We start from the raw sequence: 16,548 nt of genomic DNA, 5'->3' as shown, positions 1-16,548 counted from the left end.
ATTTGGACCTCGGTCCCGTCCCTCCCCACACACGGACTCGCCCGTTCTTCCCCCCATCCGGGCCAGCGGGGCGCCACTTCAGGCGTCCCGCTTTTCTTTTGCTTCCCCCTCGCCTCCGCTCATCCCGGCGAATGCCGGGACCCAGATGGAATGGTTTTGAAGCGGGTTCCTCGAACTCGGAGCGTACCCAGCCCGACACACCGCCATGGGATCTGGGTCCCGGCATTCGCCGGGATGAGCGGATCAATGAGGGCTTAAGCCGCTACCGCCCCAGACAGCGCGGGCCGCCGAGGATCGGCTGCACGCCGGTCGAGGCGGGATGCACATAGGCCGAGACCGGCAGGTCCAGGAACGCCAGCCGCCCCGCCACCAGCGACGCGGCCAGGCGCGCCCCGCCCTCGTTGATGTGGGTGGTGTCGCTGTTGCCGTTCGGGTAGCGCGCGACGTGGTCCTCGGGCGTGTAGATCAGGTAGAGGCGGCGCGAGGCCGGCTCGCCCAAGGCCTGCTGGGCGCCCATCATGTCGGCGTCCAGGTCGATCAGCGGCGTCTTGGTGGCCTTGGCCACGGCCCGCACCGCCAGGGCGTAGGCGCCGTGGGTCTCCTGGACCTTGTCGTCGAGGAACACATGCTTGGCGATCGGGGTCACCAGGACGGGCCGGCCGCCCTTGGCCCGCACGTCGGCGACGAAGCGGGTCAGGTTGGCGGTGTAGGCGCCCTGGGGGTCGGTGAAGCGGACGATCTTCACACGGTCGGCGTCGTTGTGGCCGAACTGGATCAGCACCGTGTCGCCGGGCTGGAGCTTGGCCAGCAGGCCGTCCCACAGGCCTTCCTCGATGAAGGTCTTGGTCGAGCGACCGCCGCGCGCCAGGTTCACCACCTCGACGCGGGGGTCCAGCGAGCACTTCAGCACCATGCCCCAGCCCATCTGCGGATAGGCCGAGGCGCCGTAGTTGGCGGCGGTGGAGTCGCTGGCGATCAGGATGCGGGCGACCGGCGCTTCCATGGCCGCCGGCGCGGGCACGTCCGTGAGGTCGGGCTTCGGGGCGCCGGGCGCGGTCTGCAGCGCCAGGGCCGCGACGACGGCCAGCACGCTCATCGTTCCACCTTGGCCAGGATCGAGCTGTCGATCTGATCCAGGGTGTTGACGCCGGTCAGGGCCATGGCCACGCGCATCTCCTTCTCGATCAGGTCCAGCAGTTGGGTCACGCCCAGCCCGCCGCGCGCGGCCAGGGCGTAGACGAAGGCCCGGCCCAGCAGCACGCCCTTGGCGCCCAGGGCCAGCATCCGCACCACGTCCAGGCCCGAACGCACGCCGCTGTCGGCCAGGACGGTCAGGCGGTCGCCCACGGCGTCGGCGATGGCCGGCAGGGCGCGGGCCGAGGACAGCACGCCGTCCAACTGCCGCCCGCCGTGGTTGGAGACCACAATGCCGTCGGCGCCGATGTCGGCGGCGGCCTTGGCGTCTTCCGGATCGAGCACGCCCTTGATGATCAGCGGGCCCTTCCACTGGTCGCGGATCCAGTCGAGGTCCTTCCACTGGATGGAGGGATCGAAATTGGCCCCCAGCCAGCCCATGAAGTCCTCGAGGCCGGAATTCTTGCCCAGCACCGGGGCGACGTTGCCCAGGGTGTGGGGCCGGCCCATGACGCCGACGTCCCAGGCCCAGGCGGGCTTGAGCACCGCCTGCATCAGCCGCCGCGCGGCGGCGTTGGGACCGCTCATGCCGGAATGGGCGTCGCGATAGCGGGCGCCGGGCACGGGCATGTCGACGGTGAACACCAGGGCCGTAGCCCCGGCGTCGGTGGCGCGGGCCAGCAGGTCGCGCATGAAGGCCCGGTCGCGCAGCACGTAGAGCTGGAACCAGATCGGCGTCGGGCTGGCCCTGGACACCTCCTGCAGGTCGCAGACCGAGACGGTCGACAGGCAGAACGGCACGCCCTTGGCGGCGGCGGCCTTGGCCGCCTGGCACTCGCCGCGCCGCGCGTACATGCCCGTCAGCCCCACCGGGGCCAGGGCGACCGGCAGGGCCTGGTAGTGGCCGAACAGGGTGGTCGAGGTGTCGACCTGGGAGACGTCCTTCAGCACCCGCTGGCGGAGGCTGAGGTCGGCCAGGTCCGAGACGTTGCGGCCCAGGGTCCGCTCGGCATAGGCGCCGCCGTCGATATAGTCGAACAGGAAGCGGGGCAGCTTGCGCCGCGCCGCCTCCCGGAAGTCCGTGGTGGACGAGATGATCACGGGGCTACTGCAGGTTCACGAACGCGCCGCCGTCGACCAGCAGGGCCGCACCGGTCACGTACTTGGCCAGGTCCGAGGCCAGGAAGACGATCGGCCCGGCCAGGTCGTCAGGCTCGCCCAGGCGGCCCAGCGGGATGCGGCCGGCCATGTATTCGCGCTTGGCGACGTCGGCCAGGTCTTCCTTGTTGATCGCCGTCTCGATGGTGCCGGGCAGCACCGAGTTGCAGCGGATGCCGTACTTGCCCAGGGCGATGGCGGTCGACTGCATCAGGCTGTGCACGCCGGCCTTGGTCGGGGTGTAGTGGGTCTGCATGCCGCCGCCGACCAGGGCGCTGATCGAACTGACGGCGATGATGGCCCCGCCGTCGCCTTGGCGGACCATCTGGTTGGCCGCCGCCTGCACCATGTAGTAGGCGCCGAACAGATTGACCTTCATCGTCCGCTCCATGACCTCGGGCGGCATGTCGAGGAAGGCGTGGAAGGGGCAGATGCCGGCGTTGTTGACGAAGACGTCGACCCGGCCGAACGCCTTGACGGCGGCGTCCACGAACAACGCGGCGGTCTCGACCTGGGCCACGTCGCCCTTCACGGCGATGGCCCGGCGGCCCAGGGCCTCGATCTGCGCCACGGCGTCGGCCGCGCCGGCCTCGTCGGAATGGTAGTTGATCGCCACGTCCGCGCCGTGCTGGGCGCAGCCGATGGCGGCCGCCTTGCCGATCCCCTGCGAGGCGCCGGTCACCAGCACCACCTTGTCCTTCAGAAGCATCGTTCCTCCACTGAACTCTACGGACGACCTACCGCTTGGCGGGCGTCCTCTTCTCGTTCCATCCCAGCTCGACGCCGATGGCGTTGGCGCAGTCGCGCACCGTCGTGGTCAGGTCCTTCATGCGCGCGTCGTCCATGTACTGGGCCGCGCCGGAGACGCTGATGGCCGCGACGATGGCGCCGCTGGGGCCGCGGATCGGGGCGGCGACGCAGCGGATGCGGTCCTCGTTCTCCTCGAGGTCGAAGGCCACGCCCTTCTTGGCGTAGTCGCGCATCCAGGCGATCCACTGCTCTTCGTCGGGACCGTGCGCCGAGCGCGGGCCTTCCTTGCGATAGAGCTCGCGCCAGCGCTCCTCGGTGTCGTCCAGCACCAGGGCCTTGCCCAGGCCCGTCGAGCGGATCGGCTGGCGATCGCCCACGCGCGAGGAGATGTTGATCCGGCGGCGGCCGGTCAGCTTGTCCAGGTAGTGGGCGCGGTCGTCTTCCAGGACGCCCAGGTGGACCGTGTCCTCCAGCTCGTCCCACAGCTTTTCCAGATACGGACGGGCCACGCGGGGCAGGTCCATCTGCTGGCCGGCCAGGTAGCCCAGCTCCAGCAGCTTGGAGCCCAGGCTGTAGCCTTCGCGCGGGGTCTGGGCCAGCAGGCGGCGCTCGACCAGGGCCGTGGCCAGGCGGTGAGTCGTGCTGCGGGTCAGGCCCAGGCGCTGGGCCAGGGCGGGCAGGCCGATGGTGCCGGAGTCCGCGACCACGTCCAGCAGGTCCAGGCCCCGGAAGAGCGTCTGGCTGCCGCTGGGCGCCTTGCCGTTCGCACTATCATCCTTGGCCACCGGTTCGGCTCCCCTTGACGCGTCACGTTTCATTTTGTAGCACTCTCTCTCATAATATGGTACCTAGCGCAAGCGGCGAAGGCGACGATCCGGTCACCAAAAGTCGGCGCGCGCCACCGTGTCATAGGACGTCTCCGGGGAGGTAGGCGCGGCCGCTCAAGGTTTCGCCAAGCATGTCGAAGGCCTTAGCCTCACGATACGCCCTTCTCTTCCTTTAAGTAGATCGCTTCCTCTTAGGAAGTGTGGGCTGGAGCTGGTTTTTCCCATGCCGTTTCCCCTCATCCGGCAAGTTCGGGCCTATGTCGTGCGTGGCGGCGGGGCCGACTATCACGATCAGGGCGAAGGCCACTGGATCGACGACCACATCGCCACCCCGATGTCGCGCTATCCGGAATACCGCCAGAGCCGCCAGAGCTTCGGCATCAACGTGCTGGGCACGCTGGTCGTCGAGATCGAGGCCGCCGACGGCACGGTCGGCTTCGCGGTGACCACCGGCGGCGAGCCGGCCGCCTACATCGTCGAGAAGCACCTGGCCCGCTTCCTGGAAGGCCGCGACCCGACCGAGGTCGAGAAGATCTGGGACCAGATGTATTTCTCGACCCAGTACTACGGCCGCAAGGGCCTGGTCGTGAACGCCCTGTCGGGCGTCGACCTGGCGCTGTGGGACCTGCTGGGCAAGCTGCGCCAGGAGCCCGTCTACCACCTGCTGGGCGGCAAGGTCCGCGACGAGCTGACCTTCTACGCCACGGGCGCGCGTCCGGACCTGGCCAAGAAGATGGGCTTCATCGGCGGCAAGATGCCCCTGCACCACGGCCCGGCCGAGGGCGAGGAAGGCCTGCGCAAGAACCTCGAAGAACTGGCCACGATGCGCGAGCGCTGCGGCGAGGACTTCTGGCTGATGTTCGACTGCTGGATGGCGCTGGACCTGAACTACGCCACCAAGCTGGCCCACAAGGCCCACGAGTACGGCCTGAAGTGGATCGAGGAAGCGCTCAGCCCCGACGACTACTGGGGCTATCGCGACCTGAAGAAGAACGCCCCCAAGGGCATGCTGGTCACCACCGGCGAGCACGAGGCCACCCGCTGGGGCTTCCGCATGCTGCTGGAGATGGAGTGCTGCGACATCATCCAGCCCGACGTCGGCTGGTGCGGCGGCATGACCGAGCTGGTGAAGATCTCGAACCTGGCCGACAGCCGCGGCGTGCTGTGCATCCCGCACGGCTCGAGCGTCTACAGCTACCACTTCGTGGTCACCCGCCATAACAGCCCGTTCGCCGAATTCCTGATGATGGCCCCGAAGGCCGACGAGGTGGTGCCGATGTTCCACCCGCAGCTGATCGGCGAGCCCGTGCCGGTGAACGGCAAGCTGAAACTCTCCGACGCCCCCGGCTTCGGCGTCGAACTCAATCGCGAGGTCGGTCTGCACCGGCCTTACGCCCGCTGATCTCCTCGAAAGCGTAGACCCATGAAACTGCTTCGTTACGGCCCCCGCGGCGCCGAAAAGCCCGGCCTCCTCGACGCCGACGGCCAGATCCGCGACCTGTCCGGCGTCGTCGCCGACATCACCGGCGCCGAGCTGTCGCCCGCCAGCCTGAAGAAGCTGGCCGCGATCGATCCCAAGTCGCTGCCGCTGGTCGAGGGCTCGCCCCGCTACGGCGTGCCGGTCAAGGGCGTCTCCAAGTTCATCGCCGTGGGCCTGAACTTCGCCGACCACGCCGCCGAGTCGAACCTGCCGATCCCCGAGGAGCCGGTGCTGTTCACCAAGGCCGTCAGCTGCCTGACCGGCCCGAACGACCCGGTGATGATCCCCAAGGGCTCGCTGAAGACCGACTGGGAAGTCGAGCTGGGCGTCGTGATGGGTTCGCGCGCTTCGTACGTCTCCGAGGCCGAGGCCCTGGACCACGTCGCCGGCTACGTGCTGATCAACGACGTCTCCGAGCGCGCCTTCCAGATCGAGCGCGGCGGCACCTGGGACAAGGGCAAGGGTTGCGACACCTTCGGCCCGGTCGGCCCGTGGATGGTCACCTCGGACGAGGTGGGCGACCCGCAGAACCTCGGCATGTGGCTGGACGTCAACGGCCAGCGCAAGCAGGACGGCTCGTCCAAGACCATGATCTTCCCGATCAGCAAGCTGGTCTCGTACATCAGCGAGTTCATGACGCTGGAGCCGGGCGACCTGATCACCACCGGCACGCCTCCGGGCGTCGGCATGGGCCAGAAGCCCGAGCCCGTCTATCTCAAAGCCGGCGACGAGATCCGCCTGGGCATCGAGAAGCTGGGCGAGCAGCGCCAGATCGTCGTGGCCTGGTCCAAGGAAGGCGTCGCGTGAGCACCGTCTCCTCCCCCAAGGTCTATCCGAATCGCTTCGCCGGCCGCGTCGCGGTGATCACGGGCGGCGCCTCGGGCCTGGGCAAGGCCGTGGCCGCGCGCATCGTCGCCGAGGGCGGCCAGGTCTCGCTGTGGGACGTGGACGCCGAGGGCCTGAAGGCCGCCGCCGCCGAGGTGGGCGCCAAGCACACCGTCGCCCTGGACGTCTCGGACGAAGCGGCCGTCCTGGCCGCCGGCCAGGCCGCCAATGCGGCCCTGGGCCGCGTCGACATCCTGGTCGCCTCGGCCGGCATCACCGGGGCCACGGCCACCGTGTACGAGTATCCGACCGACAGCTGGAAGCGCGTCTTCGACATCAACGTCAACGGCGTCTTCTACTGCTGCAAGGCCCTGGCGCCGTTCATGATCGCCCAGGGCTACGGCCGCATCGTCAACGTCGCCTCGGTGGCGGGCAAGGAAGGCAACCCCAACGCCGGCGCCTATTCGGCGTCGAAGGCGGCGGTGATCGGCCTGACCAAGTCGCTGGGCAAGGAGCTGGCCACCAAGGGCGTGATCGCCAACAGCCTGACCCCGGCCACCTTCGAGAGCCCGATCCTGGAGCAGCTGCCCCAGAGCCAGGTCGAGTACATGAAGGGCAAGATCCCGATGGGCCGCCTGGGCGAAGTCCACGAGAGCGCGGCCATGGTCTGCTTCATGGCCAGCGAGGAGTGCAGCTTTACCACCGCCTCGACCTTCGACACCTCCGGCGGCCGCACGACCTTCTAGGAAAGAGCGGAGCGATGACCTATCTCGGCCCGATCATCGACCCGCACATGCACCTGTGGGACCTGGAGCGGCACTACTACAGCTGGCTCCAGGACACCCCGCTGCCGAACAATCCGGCCGGCGACATGTCGCCGATCGCCTACAAATCCTACGGGTTGGACGACTACCTGGCCGACACCGCCGGCTGGAACGTCGTCCAGACCGTCCACGTCGAATGCGGCCTGCCGCCCAAGGACCAGCTGTCGGAGACCGACTGGCTGCAGGGCCTGGCCGACACGCGCGGCGTGATCGGCGGGATCGTCTGCGGGGCCAACCTTGACGATCCGGGCGTCGAGCCTCTGCTCGAAGCCCAGGCGTCGCGGACCAACGTCCGGGGCGTGCGCCAGATCGTCAACTGGCACAAGGACCCGGCCAAGACCTACGGCCCGACCGACCTGCTGCTGAACGACCAGTGGCGCAAGGGCTACGCCCTGCTGGCCAGGTACGGCCTGTCGTTCGACCTGCAGCTCTATCCCTCGCAGATGGCGGCCGCCGCCGAGCTGGCCGCCGCCCATCCCGACATCCCGGTGATCGTCAACCACGCCGGCATGCCCACCGACCGCGACGACGCCGGCCTGGCGACCTGGCGCGACCGCCTGGCCCTGCTGGCCCAGCGGCCGAACGTCAGCTGCAAGATCTCGGGCCTGGCCATGATCGACCGGACCTGGACGACCGACAGCCTGCGGCCCTTCGTGCTGCGGGTGATCGAGACCTTCGGCCCCAACCGCTGCATGTTCGCCAGCAACTTCCCGGTCGAGAAGGTGCACGGGTCGTTCGGCGGCTTCTACGAGGCCTATGACGCGATCACCGCCGGCTTCGGCGAGGCCGAGCGGGCCCTGCTGTTCGGCGGGACGGCCAGCCGGATCTACCGCCTGCCGCCGCCAACGACCTGAACGCGAACGACAAGACAAGAAACGGGAGGACACGATGAGCAACCAGGACCGGCCCCTCGCCTTCCGCATGCAGCTCAAGCCCGGCGTCGCCGCCGAATACGAGCGCCGTCACGACGAACTGTGGCCCGACCTGGCCGCCGCCCTGCGCGAGGCGGGCATCCACGACTATTCGATCTTCCTGGACGAAGGGACCATGAGCCTCTTCGCCGTGCTGCGCCTGCGCCCCGACAACAAGAAGGACGCCCTGCCGCTGCAGCCGGTGATGAAGCGCTGGTGGGACTACATGGCCGACCTGATGGAGGTCCATCCGGACAACAAGCCGGTGGAATGGCCGCTGAAGCCCGTCTTCTACTTCGAGGGCTGAGGATGCCTCGCCCCCTCCTCCCCGTTCTCGGACTGACGGCCGCCCTGCTGGCGACCTCGGCGCTCGCCGAGCCCGTGCGCTACACGATGACGGCGTTCACCAACGCCAGCCAATCGAACATGAGCGTCTACGACTCGGTGGACGGGACGCGCTTCACCCTGAAGAAGCCGCTGGCCTACACCCCGCCCAAGGGGTTGATCCGCGATCCCAGCGTGATGAAGCATTCGGACGGCTGGTACTACGTCGCCTACACTACCGGCTGGGCCGGCGACACGATCGGCCTGGCCCGCAGCAAGGACCTGACCGACTGGACCTTCCTGCGCGACGTGAAGGTCGAGGTCCCGGGCGCGACCAATAGCTGGGCGCCGGAATGGTTCGTCGACCAGGACGGATCGGTGAACCTGATCCTTTCGGTCTCGACCACGGGCCAGCAGGGCCAGTTCCAGCCCTACCGGATCACCGCCGCCGACGCCTCGCTCGCCACCTGGAGCGCGCCTAAACCGCTGTCGGGCCTGGGACCGAACTTCATCGACACCTTCGTGGTGCGCGAGGGCGGGCTCTACAACGCCTTCGCCAAGAACGAGACCAGCAAGTTCGTCGAGCTGTGGACCGCCCCCTCGCTGGACGGGCCGTGGCAGGCCAAGGGGACCGGCGACTGGGCCGGCTGGGGCAAGTTCCTGGAGGGGCCCGCCCTGACCCGCACGCCGGACGGCGCGTGGCGGATCTATTTCGACGAGTACATGTCCAAGCGGTATTGGTGGTCGGACAGCAAGGACGGCTTCCGCACCTGGACGCCCAAGACCGAGCTGCCCGAACTGTCGGGGACCGTGCGCCACTTCACGGTGCTGAAGGAGGGCGGCGAGACCGCCGTCGCGGCAAAGCCCGGCTCGCCGGCCATTGGGGCCCACCAGATCACCTGGGACAAGTACTCGCTGAAGGTCGACGGACAGCGCATCTACTCGTGGGGCGGCGAGTTCCATCCCTTCCGCGTGCCCAGCCCCGACCTGTGGCGCGACATCCTCCAGAAGATGAAGGCCAGCGGCTACAACACGGTCGCGATCTATTTCGACTGGGGCTACCACTCGCCGAAACAGGGGGTCTACGACTTCAACGGCGTGCGCGACATGGATCGCGTGCTGACCATGGCGAAGGAGGAAGGCCTCTACGTCATCACCCGCGCCGGGCCCTACGTGAACGCCGAGCTGACGCGCGGCGGCTTCCCGGGCTGGATGGTCAACCAGCAGGCCCGCGCCCGCACCGACGCGCCGGAATACCTGACGGCCGCCGACGAGTGGCTGACCCAGATCAACGCCGTCATCGCCCGCCACCAGCTGACCACCGGCGGCGGCACGGTCATCGCCCACCAGATCGAGAATGAGCTGGACGTCGTCGGCGCGCCGCAGCAGCGCTACATGAAGTGGCTGGACGACAAGGCCAAGGCCGACGGCATCACCGTCCCGATCTTCCACAACGACAAGGGCCGCAACGGCTACTGGGTCCCCAAGGGCTCGAACGTGCCGGGCACGGTCGAGGGCCCCAACGACCTCTACGCCTTCGACGGCTATCCGGGCGGCAGTTGCAAGGTCGACTCCACGCCGTCGTCGCCGGGCGTCGCGCCGGACTGGGGCCTGTACGGTCCCGGCGGGGCCAAGGGCGGCGCCTCGGCCAGCCCCAACACCCCCGGCTTCCTGGCCGAGTTCGGCGGCGGCTGGTTCGACTACTGGGGCAGCAACGGCGACTACGACTGCACCGCCATCCATCGCGGCGTCGGCTACCAGCGGGTGTTCTACGGCACGAACATCGCCAACGGCCTGACGCTGCAGAGCTTCTACATGACCTATGGCGGGACCAGCTGGGGCTGGCTGCCGGCCCCGGTGGTGTTCACGTCCTACGACTACGGCTCGGCGATCGACGAGGCCCGGGGCCTGCGCGACAAGGCCCGGGTCATGAAGCAGATGGGCGAGTTCATCGCCGCCGTGCCCGACCTGACCCGCATGGACAAGGGCGAGGCCGTGACCCCGTCCAACGACAAGGTCCGCGTCTATCACAACGTCAACGCCGAGACCGGAAGCCACCTCTATGTGGTGGTCCACAATCCCAGCAGCGCCACGGGCGACGAGGCCTTCACCTTCAAGCTGAAGACCCGCGACGGCGAGTACGTGGTCCCCTCGCGGATCAAGGGTCAGGACAGCAAGCTGCTGATGGCGTCCTACGACCTGGGCGGCCAGCGGCTGGTCTATTCGACGTCCGAGATCCAGACGCGCCTGAAATGGAACGACGGCGACCTGGCGCTGCTCTACGGCCGCGCCGGCGAGGCGGGCGAGACGGTGCTGCGTTACACGTCCGCCCCCAAGGTCGAGGTGCTGGACGGCGACGTGGCTTCGGCCTTCGACGCCGCCAAGGGCGACCTGAAGCTGACCTATGAACACAAGGGCCTGGCCCGCGTGCGGATCACCGGCGGCGGCCGCCCGCCGCTGACCCTGCTGCTGGCCGACGCCGAGACCGGCCAGACCTTCTGGCGCCGCGACGACCTGCTGATCCGCGGTCCAGGCCTGGTGCGCGGCGAGGCGATCAAGGGCGGCGTGCTGAGCCTGACCGGCGACACCGAGGCCGACAGCCCGCTGGAGGTCTTCGCGCCCAAGGCCGTGAGCGCGATCCGCTGGAACGGCGCCAAGGTCGCGACCAGGACCACCGCCTCGGGCAGCCTGCTGGCCGACAAGCCGCTGGCCGGTCCGGCGGCGATCGCCCTCCCCGACCTGACCCAGCTGACCTGGAAGACCGCGCCCGGTTCGCCCGAGGCCGATCCCAAGTTCGACGACAGCGCGTGGCTGAAGGCCGAGGGCCGCCGCAGCGGCTCGACCGTGCGCGGTCCCACGGGGCAACCGGTGCTCGACATGAGCGCCTACGGCTTCCACCAGGGCGACGTCTGGTATCGCGGCCGCTACACGGCCAAAGCTGGGTCCGACGTTGGCATCGACACCCTGACCCTGCACTACGGCGGCGGTGGGGCGGGCATGCTGCAGGTCTGGCTGGACGGCCGGTTCCTGGGCCAGCACGAGCTGGACGGCGGCCTGCCGCGCCCGATCACCACGGGCGTCGCCACCTTCAAGCTGCCTGAGGACCTGCGCGGAACCGGCGAGCACGTGATCTCGGTGATGGTCCGCAACAACGGCCACAACTGGGACCTGGACGCCGACGACTTCCACAAGGAGGCCCGCGGCCTGGTCTCGGCCTCGCTGTCGGGTCCCGGCTCCTACAGCTTCGCCGTGCCGATCGCCTGGAAGATCCAGGGCAATCTGGGCGGCGAGGACATCCAGGATCCGGTGCGCGGCAACGCCAACAACGGCGGCCAGTACGGCGAGCGGATGGGCTGGCACCTGCCGGGCTTCCCGGACGCCGCCTGGACCAAGGCCGACATGGCGGCGACCCAGCCCCACGCCGGCACGACCTGGTACCGCACCAGCTTCGACCTGGCCCTGCCCAAGGACCAGGACACCACCCTGGGCCTGACGATCGGCGATCCGAACACGCCGCGCTCGCCGGGTCGCTACAGGGTGCTGATCTTCGTCAACGGTTGGAACATGGGCCAGTTCATCGCCAATGTCGGCCCGCAGCGGACCTTCGTCCTGCCCAACGGGATCATCGATCCGCACGGCAAGAACACCATCGCCCTGGCGGTGATCAGCGACGGCGCCCCCGGCGACGCCCTGGAGGAAGTGAAACTAGTAAGACTGCGCACGGTGCGCGGCGGCATCCCCGTCGCCCGCGTTCCCGCCCCTGATTTCAAACCCTGAGACCCGGCGCTCCCCCGCCGCTTTCGACTGCTACTGGAGACTATCGTGCCCAATCTCGCTCACGGCCTCGAGGCCAAGGACATCAAGGCCAAGATCGCCCTGCTGATCAGCAACCTGGTCGACATCCAGGACGAGACCGGCGAGTTCCTGCTGCGCCTGGATGACGGCCGCGTTATTGACACCAAGGGCTGGAACGACTGGGAATGGACCCACGGCGTGGGCCTGTACGGCCTGTGGAAGCAGTACGAGATGACCGCCGACCCGCGGGCGTTCGAGATCATGACCCAGTGGTTCGCCGACCGCTTCGAGGCCGGCACCCCGACCAAGAACATCAACACGGTCTCGCCGTTCCTGACCCTGGCCTACCTCTACGAAGCCACCGGCGACCACACCTACCTGCCGTATCTGGAGACCTGGGCCGACTACGTCATGTACGAGGGCCCGCGCACCGAGGAAGGCGGCTTCCAGCACATCGTCTTCAACAGCGAAAACCCCCAGCAGCTGTGGGACGACACGCTGATGATGAGCGTCCTGCCCCTGGCCAAGATCGGCCTGCTGCTGGGCCGCGACGACTTCGTCGAGGAGGCCAAGCGCCAGTTCATGGTGCACGTGAAGTACCTGGCCGACCGCAAGACCGGTATGTGGTTCCACGGCTGGACGTTCGAGGGCCGGCATAACTTCGCCGACGCCCTGTGGGCGCGCGGCAACTGCTGGGTGACGATCGCCATCCCGGAGTTCATCGAGCTGCTGGACCTCAAGCCCGGCGACGCCCTGCGCGACTTCCTGATCGACACGCTGGAAGCCCAGATCAAGGCCCTGGCCCGCTACCAGGACGCCGAGACAGGCCTCTGGCACACCCTGGTCGACGACAAGACCTCGTACCTGGAAGCCTCGGCCACGGCCGGCTTCGCCTACGGCGTGCTGAAGGCCGTGCGCAAGCGCTACGTCTCCAAGGACTACCAGGAGATGGGCATCAGGGCGCTGAAGGGCGTGCTGGCCAATATCGACGACAAGGGCGAGCTGCAGCAGGTGTCGTTCGGCACCCCGGTGTTCGACACCCTGCAGGGCTACAAGGACATCCCGCTGACCTCGATGCCGTACGGCCAGTCCCTGGCCATCCTGGCCCTGGGCGAGTTCCAGCGGGCCTTCATCTAGAACCTTCTTTCTAACCGCTCATCCCCGCGAAGGCGGGGACCCAAGCTGAGCCTACCGAGTGCGTGCTGGAAACTCGGCTTGGACCCCCGCCTTCGCGGGGATGAACGGATGAGGGAGGCAAGGAAATCCAAGGTCCGTCAGAGGCCTTTGAACATTTGGGAATGAGATGCTGATGGCGACGTCGGAACCGCGCAAACCCTCCTGGGTCACGTATTGGAGCTGGGGTTCCGGCGACATGCTGGGGGCCGGGGCCCAGGCGGTCATCACCGGCTGGCTGGCCTATTTCTTCATCACCTTCTGCGGGCTGTCGGCGGTCGAGACGGGCCTGATCCTGGGCCTTCCGCGCCTGCTGGAAGCGATCACCTGCCCGCTGATCGGCTATGTCTCCGACAACCTGCGCCACACCTGGGTCGGCAGGCGCATCGGCCGGCGCAAGATCTTCCTGATCCTGACCATTCCGCTGCTGCCCTGCTTCGCCCTGATCTTCGTGACGGGCCAGACCTTCCTCTACTACCTGGTCACCTTCGTCTTCTTCGAGTTCCTGTACACGATGTTCCTGATCCCGTGGGAAACCCTCGCGGCGGAAATGACCAAGGATTACAAAGAGAAGGCCAAGTTCGCGGGCGTGCGGATGCTGATCGCCCAGAGCTCGGCGATCCTGGCCTCGTACCTGCCGACCCTGATCATCAACCACTTCGGCGGCAAGGACTCGTCCGGCACCTTCCTGATCATGGCCGCGATCTTCGGCGGCCTGTTCAGCCTGGTCGTGCTGCTGGTGGTGCTGTTCACCTGGGAGCGGCCCTACACCGAGGCCGAGAAGCTGATCCAGCCCGAGCCCCTGGACTGGGAGAAGGCGGCGCTGATCCCGATCAACATGTTCCGCGACCTGTTCTCGACCCTGCGCATCAAGGCCTTCCGCCAGCACCTGTCGCTCTATCTGGGCGGCTATATCTCGCAGGACATCTTCAACACCGCCTTCCCGCTGTTCGTGGCCACGGTGATGATGGGAGCCACCCTGGTGATCTCCCAGCTGATGACCACCATGTACGTCGCCCAGCTGATCTCGGTGATGATCGCCATCAACGTGGTCATCCGCACCGGCCCCACGGCCGCCTACCGCATGGCCATCAGTTTCGTGGGCGCGGCCCTGCTGCTGTTCCTGGCCTTCTACCTGATCCGGCCGGCGGGCTTCGCCGAGGGCCTGACGGCGCTGGGCGGCAACCTGTTCGGCGGCGGCGCCTCGCCGACCGTGCTGTTCTGGCTGTTCGTGCCGATCATCCTGGCGGGTCTGGGCCGTGGAACGCTGAACTTCGTGCCTTGGAGCGTCTACAACTACCTGCCCGACGTTGACGAGGCGGTGACCGGCCAGCGTCGCGAGGGCATCTTCGCCGGGGTGATGACCTTCGTGCGCAAGATCGCCCAGTCAGGGGCCATCGTCGCCACCACCTCGCTGATCGGCCTGGGCGGCTTCGTGTCGCCCGACAAGGCCCATCCCGGCGCGACTGTGGTCCAGTCTCCCGAGGCGGTGCGCGCCGTGGTGCTGGTGATGGTCGCCGGTCCGATCCTGGTCATGCTGTGGGGCCTGTGGGTCTCGTGGTCGTTCCGCCTCAACGCCCGCACCCACGAGGTTCTGATCCACGAGGTCGAGCGCCTGCGCGCCGGCGAGACCCAGGCTGAAAGCCCGGAGTCCAAGGCGATCGTCGAGAACCTGACCGGCTGGAAGTTCGAACGGCTTTGGGGTCGGGGGTAGATCGCAAAAGCGGTTGTCATCCCGGCGGCCTCGCAGAGGCTGTCCGGGACCCAGGGGACTGGGCAAATGCCGTGCGGCTGCTCTGGGTCCCGGACAAGCGCTGCGCGCTTTCCGGGAAGACAACGAAAGAAGCGCCTAGCCCTGACCGGGGATCGGCAGCTGCTCCATGATCTCCACCGAGTCCCCGGGGAAGATCGCGAAGTGGGGATGGTTCTCGAACATCTGCGCGGCCGCCTCGTGGGAGTCGGCCTCGACGATGACGTAGCCGGCGACCTTGTTGCGGATGTCGGTGACGCCGTCCTTGCCGGTCTTCTTGGTCTCGCCCAGCGGACCGCCGGTCACCAGCACGGACTCGGCGTGGTCGGTCATCCACTGGCCCCAGGCGGCCATGCCCCGTTCGATCTCGGCCGGGTCCATCGCGCCGGGGTCCATCGGGGTGTCGGAGCCCATGTAGAGGGCTAGAAAGATCGCCATCGCCGTCTCTCCTCCAGGGCCGCCCATCGGCCGGGGGCGAGCATAGCCCGCCCCCGCGCCAGGACTAGCCTCGGCGAGCGAGCAGCACCTCGGCCACCTGCACGGCGTTCAGGGCCGCGCCCTTGCGCAGGTTGTCGGCGCTGACGAACAGGGCCAGGCCGTGCTCGACGGTCGGGTCGACCCGCACCCGGCCCACGAAGACCGGGTCCTGGCCGGTGGCCTCCAGCGGGTTCGGCACGGCCGTCACCGCCACGCCCGGCGCGACGCCCAGCAGGTCCACGGCCTGCTGCGGCGACAGCGGTCGTTCGAACTCGGCGTTGATCGACAGCGAGTGGCCCGAATAGACCGGCACCCGCACGCAGGTGCCCGAGACCGGCAGGCCGGGAATCTCGAGGATCTTGCGGCTCTCGTCGCGCAGCTTGGTCTCTTCCTCGGTGTAGCCGTCCTCGCCCAGCACGTAGTTCAGGGCCACCACGTTGTAGGCGATCGGCACGGCCCACTTCTTCGGCGTCGGGAAGGCCACGGCCTGGCCGTCGCGGGCCAGGGTCACGCCGTCCTGGGCGCCGGCGCGGACCTGGCCTTCCAGTTCCTCGATGCCGGCCACGCCGCCGCCCGACACCGCCTGGTAGGTCGAGACCACCAGGCGCTTGAGGCCCGCGGCCTCGTGCAGCGGCCGCAGCACCGGCATGGCGGCCATGGTGGTGCAGTTGGGGTTGGCGACGATGCCCTTGGGGATCACGTCCAGGGCGTGGGGGTTCACCTCGGCCACCACCAGCGGTACGGCGGGGTCGGAGCGGAAGGCCGAAGAATTGTCGATCACGACCGCGCCCGCCGCGGCGACCTTCGGCGCCAGGGCGCGCGAGGTGTCGCCGCCGGCCGAGAAGAACACGATGTCCAGGCCGGCGTAGTCGGCGGTGGCGGCGTCCTCGACCACGATCTCCCGGTCGCCGAACGCCAGCTTGGTCCCGGCCGAGCGGGCCGAGGCGAACAGGCGCAGGGCCTTCATCGGGAAGTCCCGCTCGGCCAGCAGGGCCCGCATCATCTCGCCGACGAGGCCGGTCGCGCCGACGATGCCGACGGCGGGCGGATTGGAAGAGGAAAAGGTCTGGCTCACGGTGTTGCGTCTCCTGAAGTGCGGAGGCGCGGGGGTGTCTGCCGG

General features: G+C 68.3%; 14 protein-coding genes. 8 read left to right on the top strand and 6 right to left on the bottom strand.

Going from position 1 to position 16,548, the window contains the following annotated elements:
• Nucleotides 1-262: 262 nt before the first annotated feature.
• Genes BR39_RS0100380 through BR39_RS0100365 form a run of 4 tightly spaced genes read right to left on the bottom strand, consistent with a single transcriptional unit; the run spans nt 263 to nt 3,860 of the window.
• The gene (locus BR39_RS0100380) at nt 263-1,096 is read right to left on the bottom strand and encodes a rhamnogalacturonan acetylesterase (RefSeq protein ID WP_029907050.1); all 834 of its coding nucleotides are present in this window, start codon (nt 1,094-1,096) and stop codon (nt 263-265) included.
• A complete protein-coding gene (gene lldD / locus BR39_RS0100375; protein ID WP_029907049.1) occupies nt 1,093-2,235 on the bottom strand; it encodes an FMN-dependent L-lactate dehydrogenase LldD in 1,143 nt (380 codons plus the stop codon). Before lldD ends, BR39_RS0100380 begins: the two co-directional genes overlap by 4 nt.
• 4 nt (nt 2,236-2,239) lie before the next feature.
• Complete coding sequence (locus tag BR39_RS0100370) at nt 2,240-3,001, bottom strand: SDR family NAD(P)-dependent oxidoreductase (protein ID WP_029907048.1); 762 nt, start codon at nt 2,999-3,001, stop codon at nt 2,240-2,242.
• Nucleotides 3,002-3,029: 28 nt separating this feature from the next.
• On the bottom strand, nt 3,030-3,860 hold the full coding sequence (locus tag BR39_RS0100365) for an IclR family transcriptional regulator (protein ID WP_051695015.1): 831 nt from the start codon (nt 3,858-3,860) through the stop codon (nt 3,030-3,032).
• 232 nt (nt 3,861-4,092) lie between these two features.
• Here BR39_RS0100365 and rhmD point away from each other — a divergent pair, with 232 nt between their 5' ends.
• The 8 genes from rhmD to BR39_RS0100325 all read left to right on the top strand — a co-directional run bounded on the left by rhmD (nt 4,093) and on the right by BR39_RS0100325 (nt 14,915).
• Complete coding sequence (gene rhmD / locus BR39_RS0100360; RefSeq protein ID WP_029907046.1) at nt 4,093-5,271, top strand: L-rhamnonate dehydratase; 1,179 nt, start codon at nt 4,093-4,095, stop codon at nt 5,269-5,271.
• A gap of 21 nt (nt 5,272-5,292) precedes the next feature.
• Nucleotides 5,293-6,156 (top strand): fumarylacetoacetate hydrolase family protein, encoded by an 864-nt coding sequence (locus BR39_RS0100355; RefSeq protein WP_029907045.1) that lies wholly within the window; start codon nt 5,293-5,295, stop codon nt 6,154-6,156.
• Complete coding sequence (locus BR39_RS0100350) at nt 6,153-6,920, top strand: SDR family NAD(P)-dependent oxidoreductase (protein WP_029907044.1); 768 nt, start codon at nt 6,153-6,155, stop codon at nt 6,918-6,920. The genes BR39_RS0100355 and BR39_RS0100350 overlap by 4 nt, the downstream gene beginning before the upstream one ends.
• A gap of 14 nt (nt 6,921-6,934) precedes the next feature.
• Entirely contained in the window at nt 6,935-7,852 is a 918-nt protein-coding gene (locus BR39_RS0100345; RefSeq protein ID WP_029907043.1) for an amidohydrolase, read from the top strand.
• A gap of 34 nt (nt 7,853-7,886) precedes the next feature.
• On the top strand, nt 7,887-8,216 hold the full coding sequence (gene rhaM, locus BR39_RS0100340; RefSeq protein ID WP_029907042.1) for an L-rhamnose mutarotase: 330 nt from the start codon (nt 7,887-7,889) through the stop codon (nt 8,214-8,216).
• A 2-nt stretch (nt 8,217-8,218) separates the two neighbouring features.
• Nucleotides 8,219-12,010: a beta-galactosidase gene (locus BR39_RS0100335; RefSeq protein ID WP_029907041.1), complete on the top strand. Its 3,792-nt coding sequence runs from the start codon at nt 8,219-8,221 to the stop codon at nt 12,008-12,010.
• A gap of 45 nt (nt 12,011-12,055) precedes the next feature.
• The gene (locus BR39_RS0100330) at nt 12,056-13,165 is read left to right on the top strand and encodes a glycoside hydrolase family 105 protein (RefSeq protein ID WP_029907040.1); all 1,110 of its coding nucleotides are present in this window, start codon (nt 12,056-12,058) and stop codon (nt 13,163-13,165) included.
• Between the two features lie 172 nt (nt 13,166-13,337).
• Complete coding sequence (locus tag BR39_RS0100325) at nt 13,338-14,915, top strand: MFS transporter (RefSeq protein WP_029907039.1); 1,578 nt, start codon at nt 13,338-13,340, stop codon at nt 14,913-14,915.
• A gap of 135 nt (nt 14,916-15,050) precedes the next feature.
• Here the strand turns inward: BR39_RS0100325 and BR39_RS0100320 are convergent, their stop codons facing one another.
• Together BR39_RS0100320 and BR39_RS0100315 are read right to left on the bottom strand one after the other, a co-directional pair.
• Complete coding sequence (locus BR39_RS0100320; protein ID WP_029907038.1) at nt 15,051-15,389, bottom strand: YciI family protein; 339 nt, start codon at nt 15,387-15,389, stop codon at nt 15,051-15,053.
• Between the two features lie 64 nt (nt 15,390-15,453).
• Complete coding sequence (locus tag BR39_RS0100315; RefSeq protein WP_029907037.1) at nt 15,454-16,503, bottom strand: aspartate-semialdehyde dehydrogenase; 1,050 nt, start codon at nt 16,501-16,503, stop codon at nt 15,454-15,456.
• Nucleotides 16,504-16,548: the final 45 nt, after the last annotated feature.

The sequence above is a fragment of the Caulobacter sp. UNC358MFTsu5.1 genome (assembly GCF_000712075.1).
In the GTDB taxonomy this organism is placed as follows: domain Bacteria; phylum Pseudomonadota; class Alphaproteobacteria; order Caulobacterales; family Caulobacteraceae; genus Caulobacter.
Note: the sequence above shows the minus strand (reverse complement) of the source record. Positions and strands in the feature narration are given on the sequence as shown.

Coding starts and splice junctions, on each gene's coding strand:
- rhmD (WP_029907046.1), top strand. CDS start 4,093: ATGCCGTTTCCCCTCATCCGGCAAGTTCGGGCCTATGTCGTGCGTGGC.
- BR39_RS0100320 (WP_029907038.1), bottom strand. CDS start 15,389: ATGGCGATCTTTCTAGCCCTCTACATGGGCTCCGACACCCCGATGGAC.
- BR39_RS0100355 (WP_029907045.1), top strand. CDS start 5,293: ATGAAACTGCTTCGTTACGGCCCCCGCGGCGCCGAAAAGCCCGGCCTC.
- BR39_RS0100370 (WP_029907048.1), bottom strand. CDS start 3,001: ATGCTTCTGAAGGACAAGGTGGTGCTGGTGACCGGCGCCTCGCAGGGG.
- BR39_RS0100325 (WP_029907039.1), top strand. CDS start 13,338: ATGGCGACGTCGGAACCGCGCAAACCCTCCTGGGTCACGTATTGGAGC.
- rhaM (WP_029907042.1), top strand. CDS start 7,887: ATGAGCAACCAGGACCGGCCCCTCGCCTTCCGCATGCAGCTCAAGCCC.
- BR39_RS0100365 (WP_051695015.1), bottom strand. CDS start 3,860: ATGAAACGTGACGCGTCAAGGGGAGCCGAACCGGTGGCCAAGGATGAT.
- BR39_RS0100335 (WP_029907041.1), top strand. CDS start 8,219: ATGCCTCGCCCCCTCCTCCCCGTTCTCGGACTGACGGCCGCCCTGCTG.
- BR39_RS0100345 (WP_029907043.1), top strand. CDS start 6,935: ATGACCTATCTCGGCCCGATCATCGACCCGCACATGCACCTGTGGGAC.
- BR39_RS0100380 (WP_029907050.1), bottom strand. CDS start 1,096: ATGAGCGTGCTGGCCGTCGTCGCGGCCCTGGCGCTGCAGACCGCGCCC.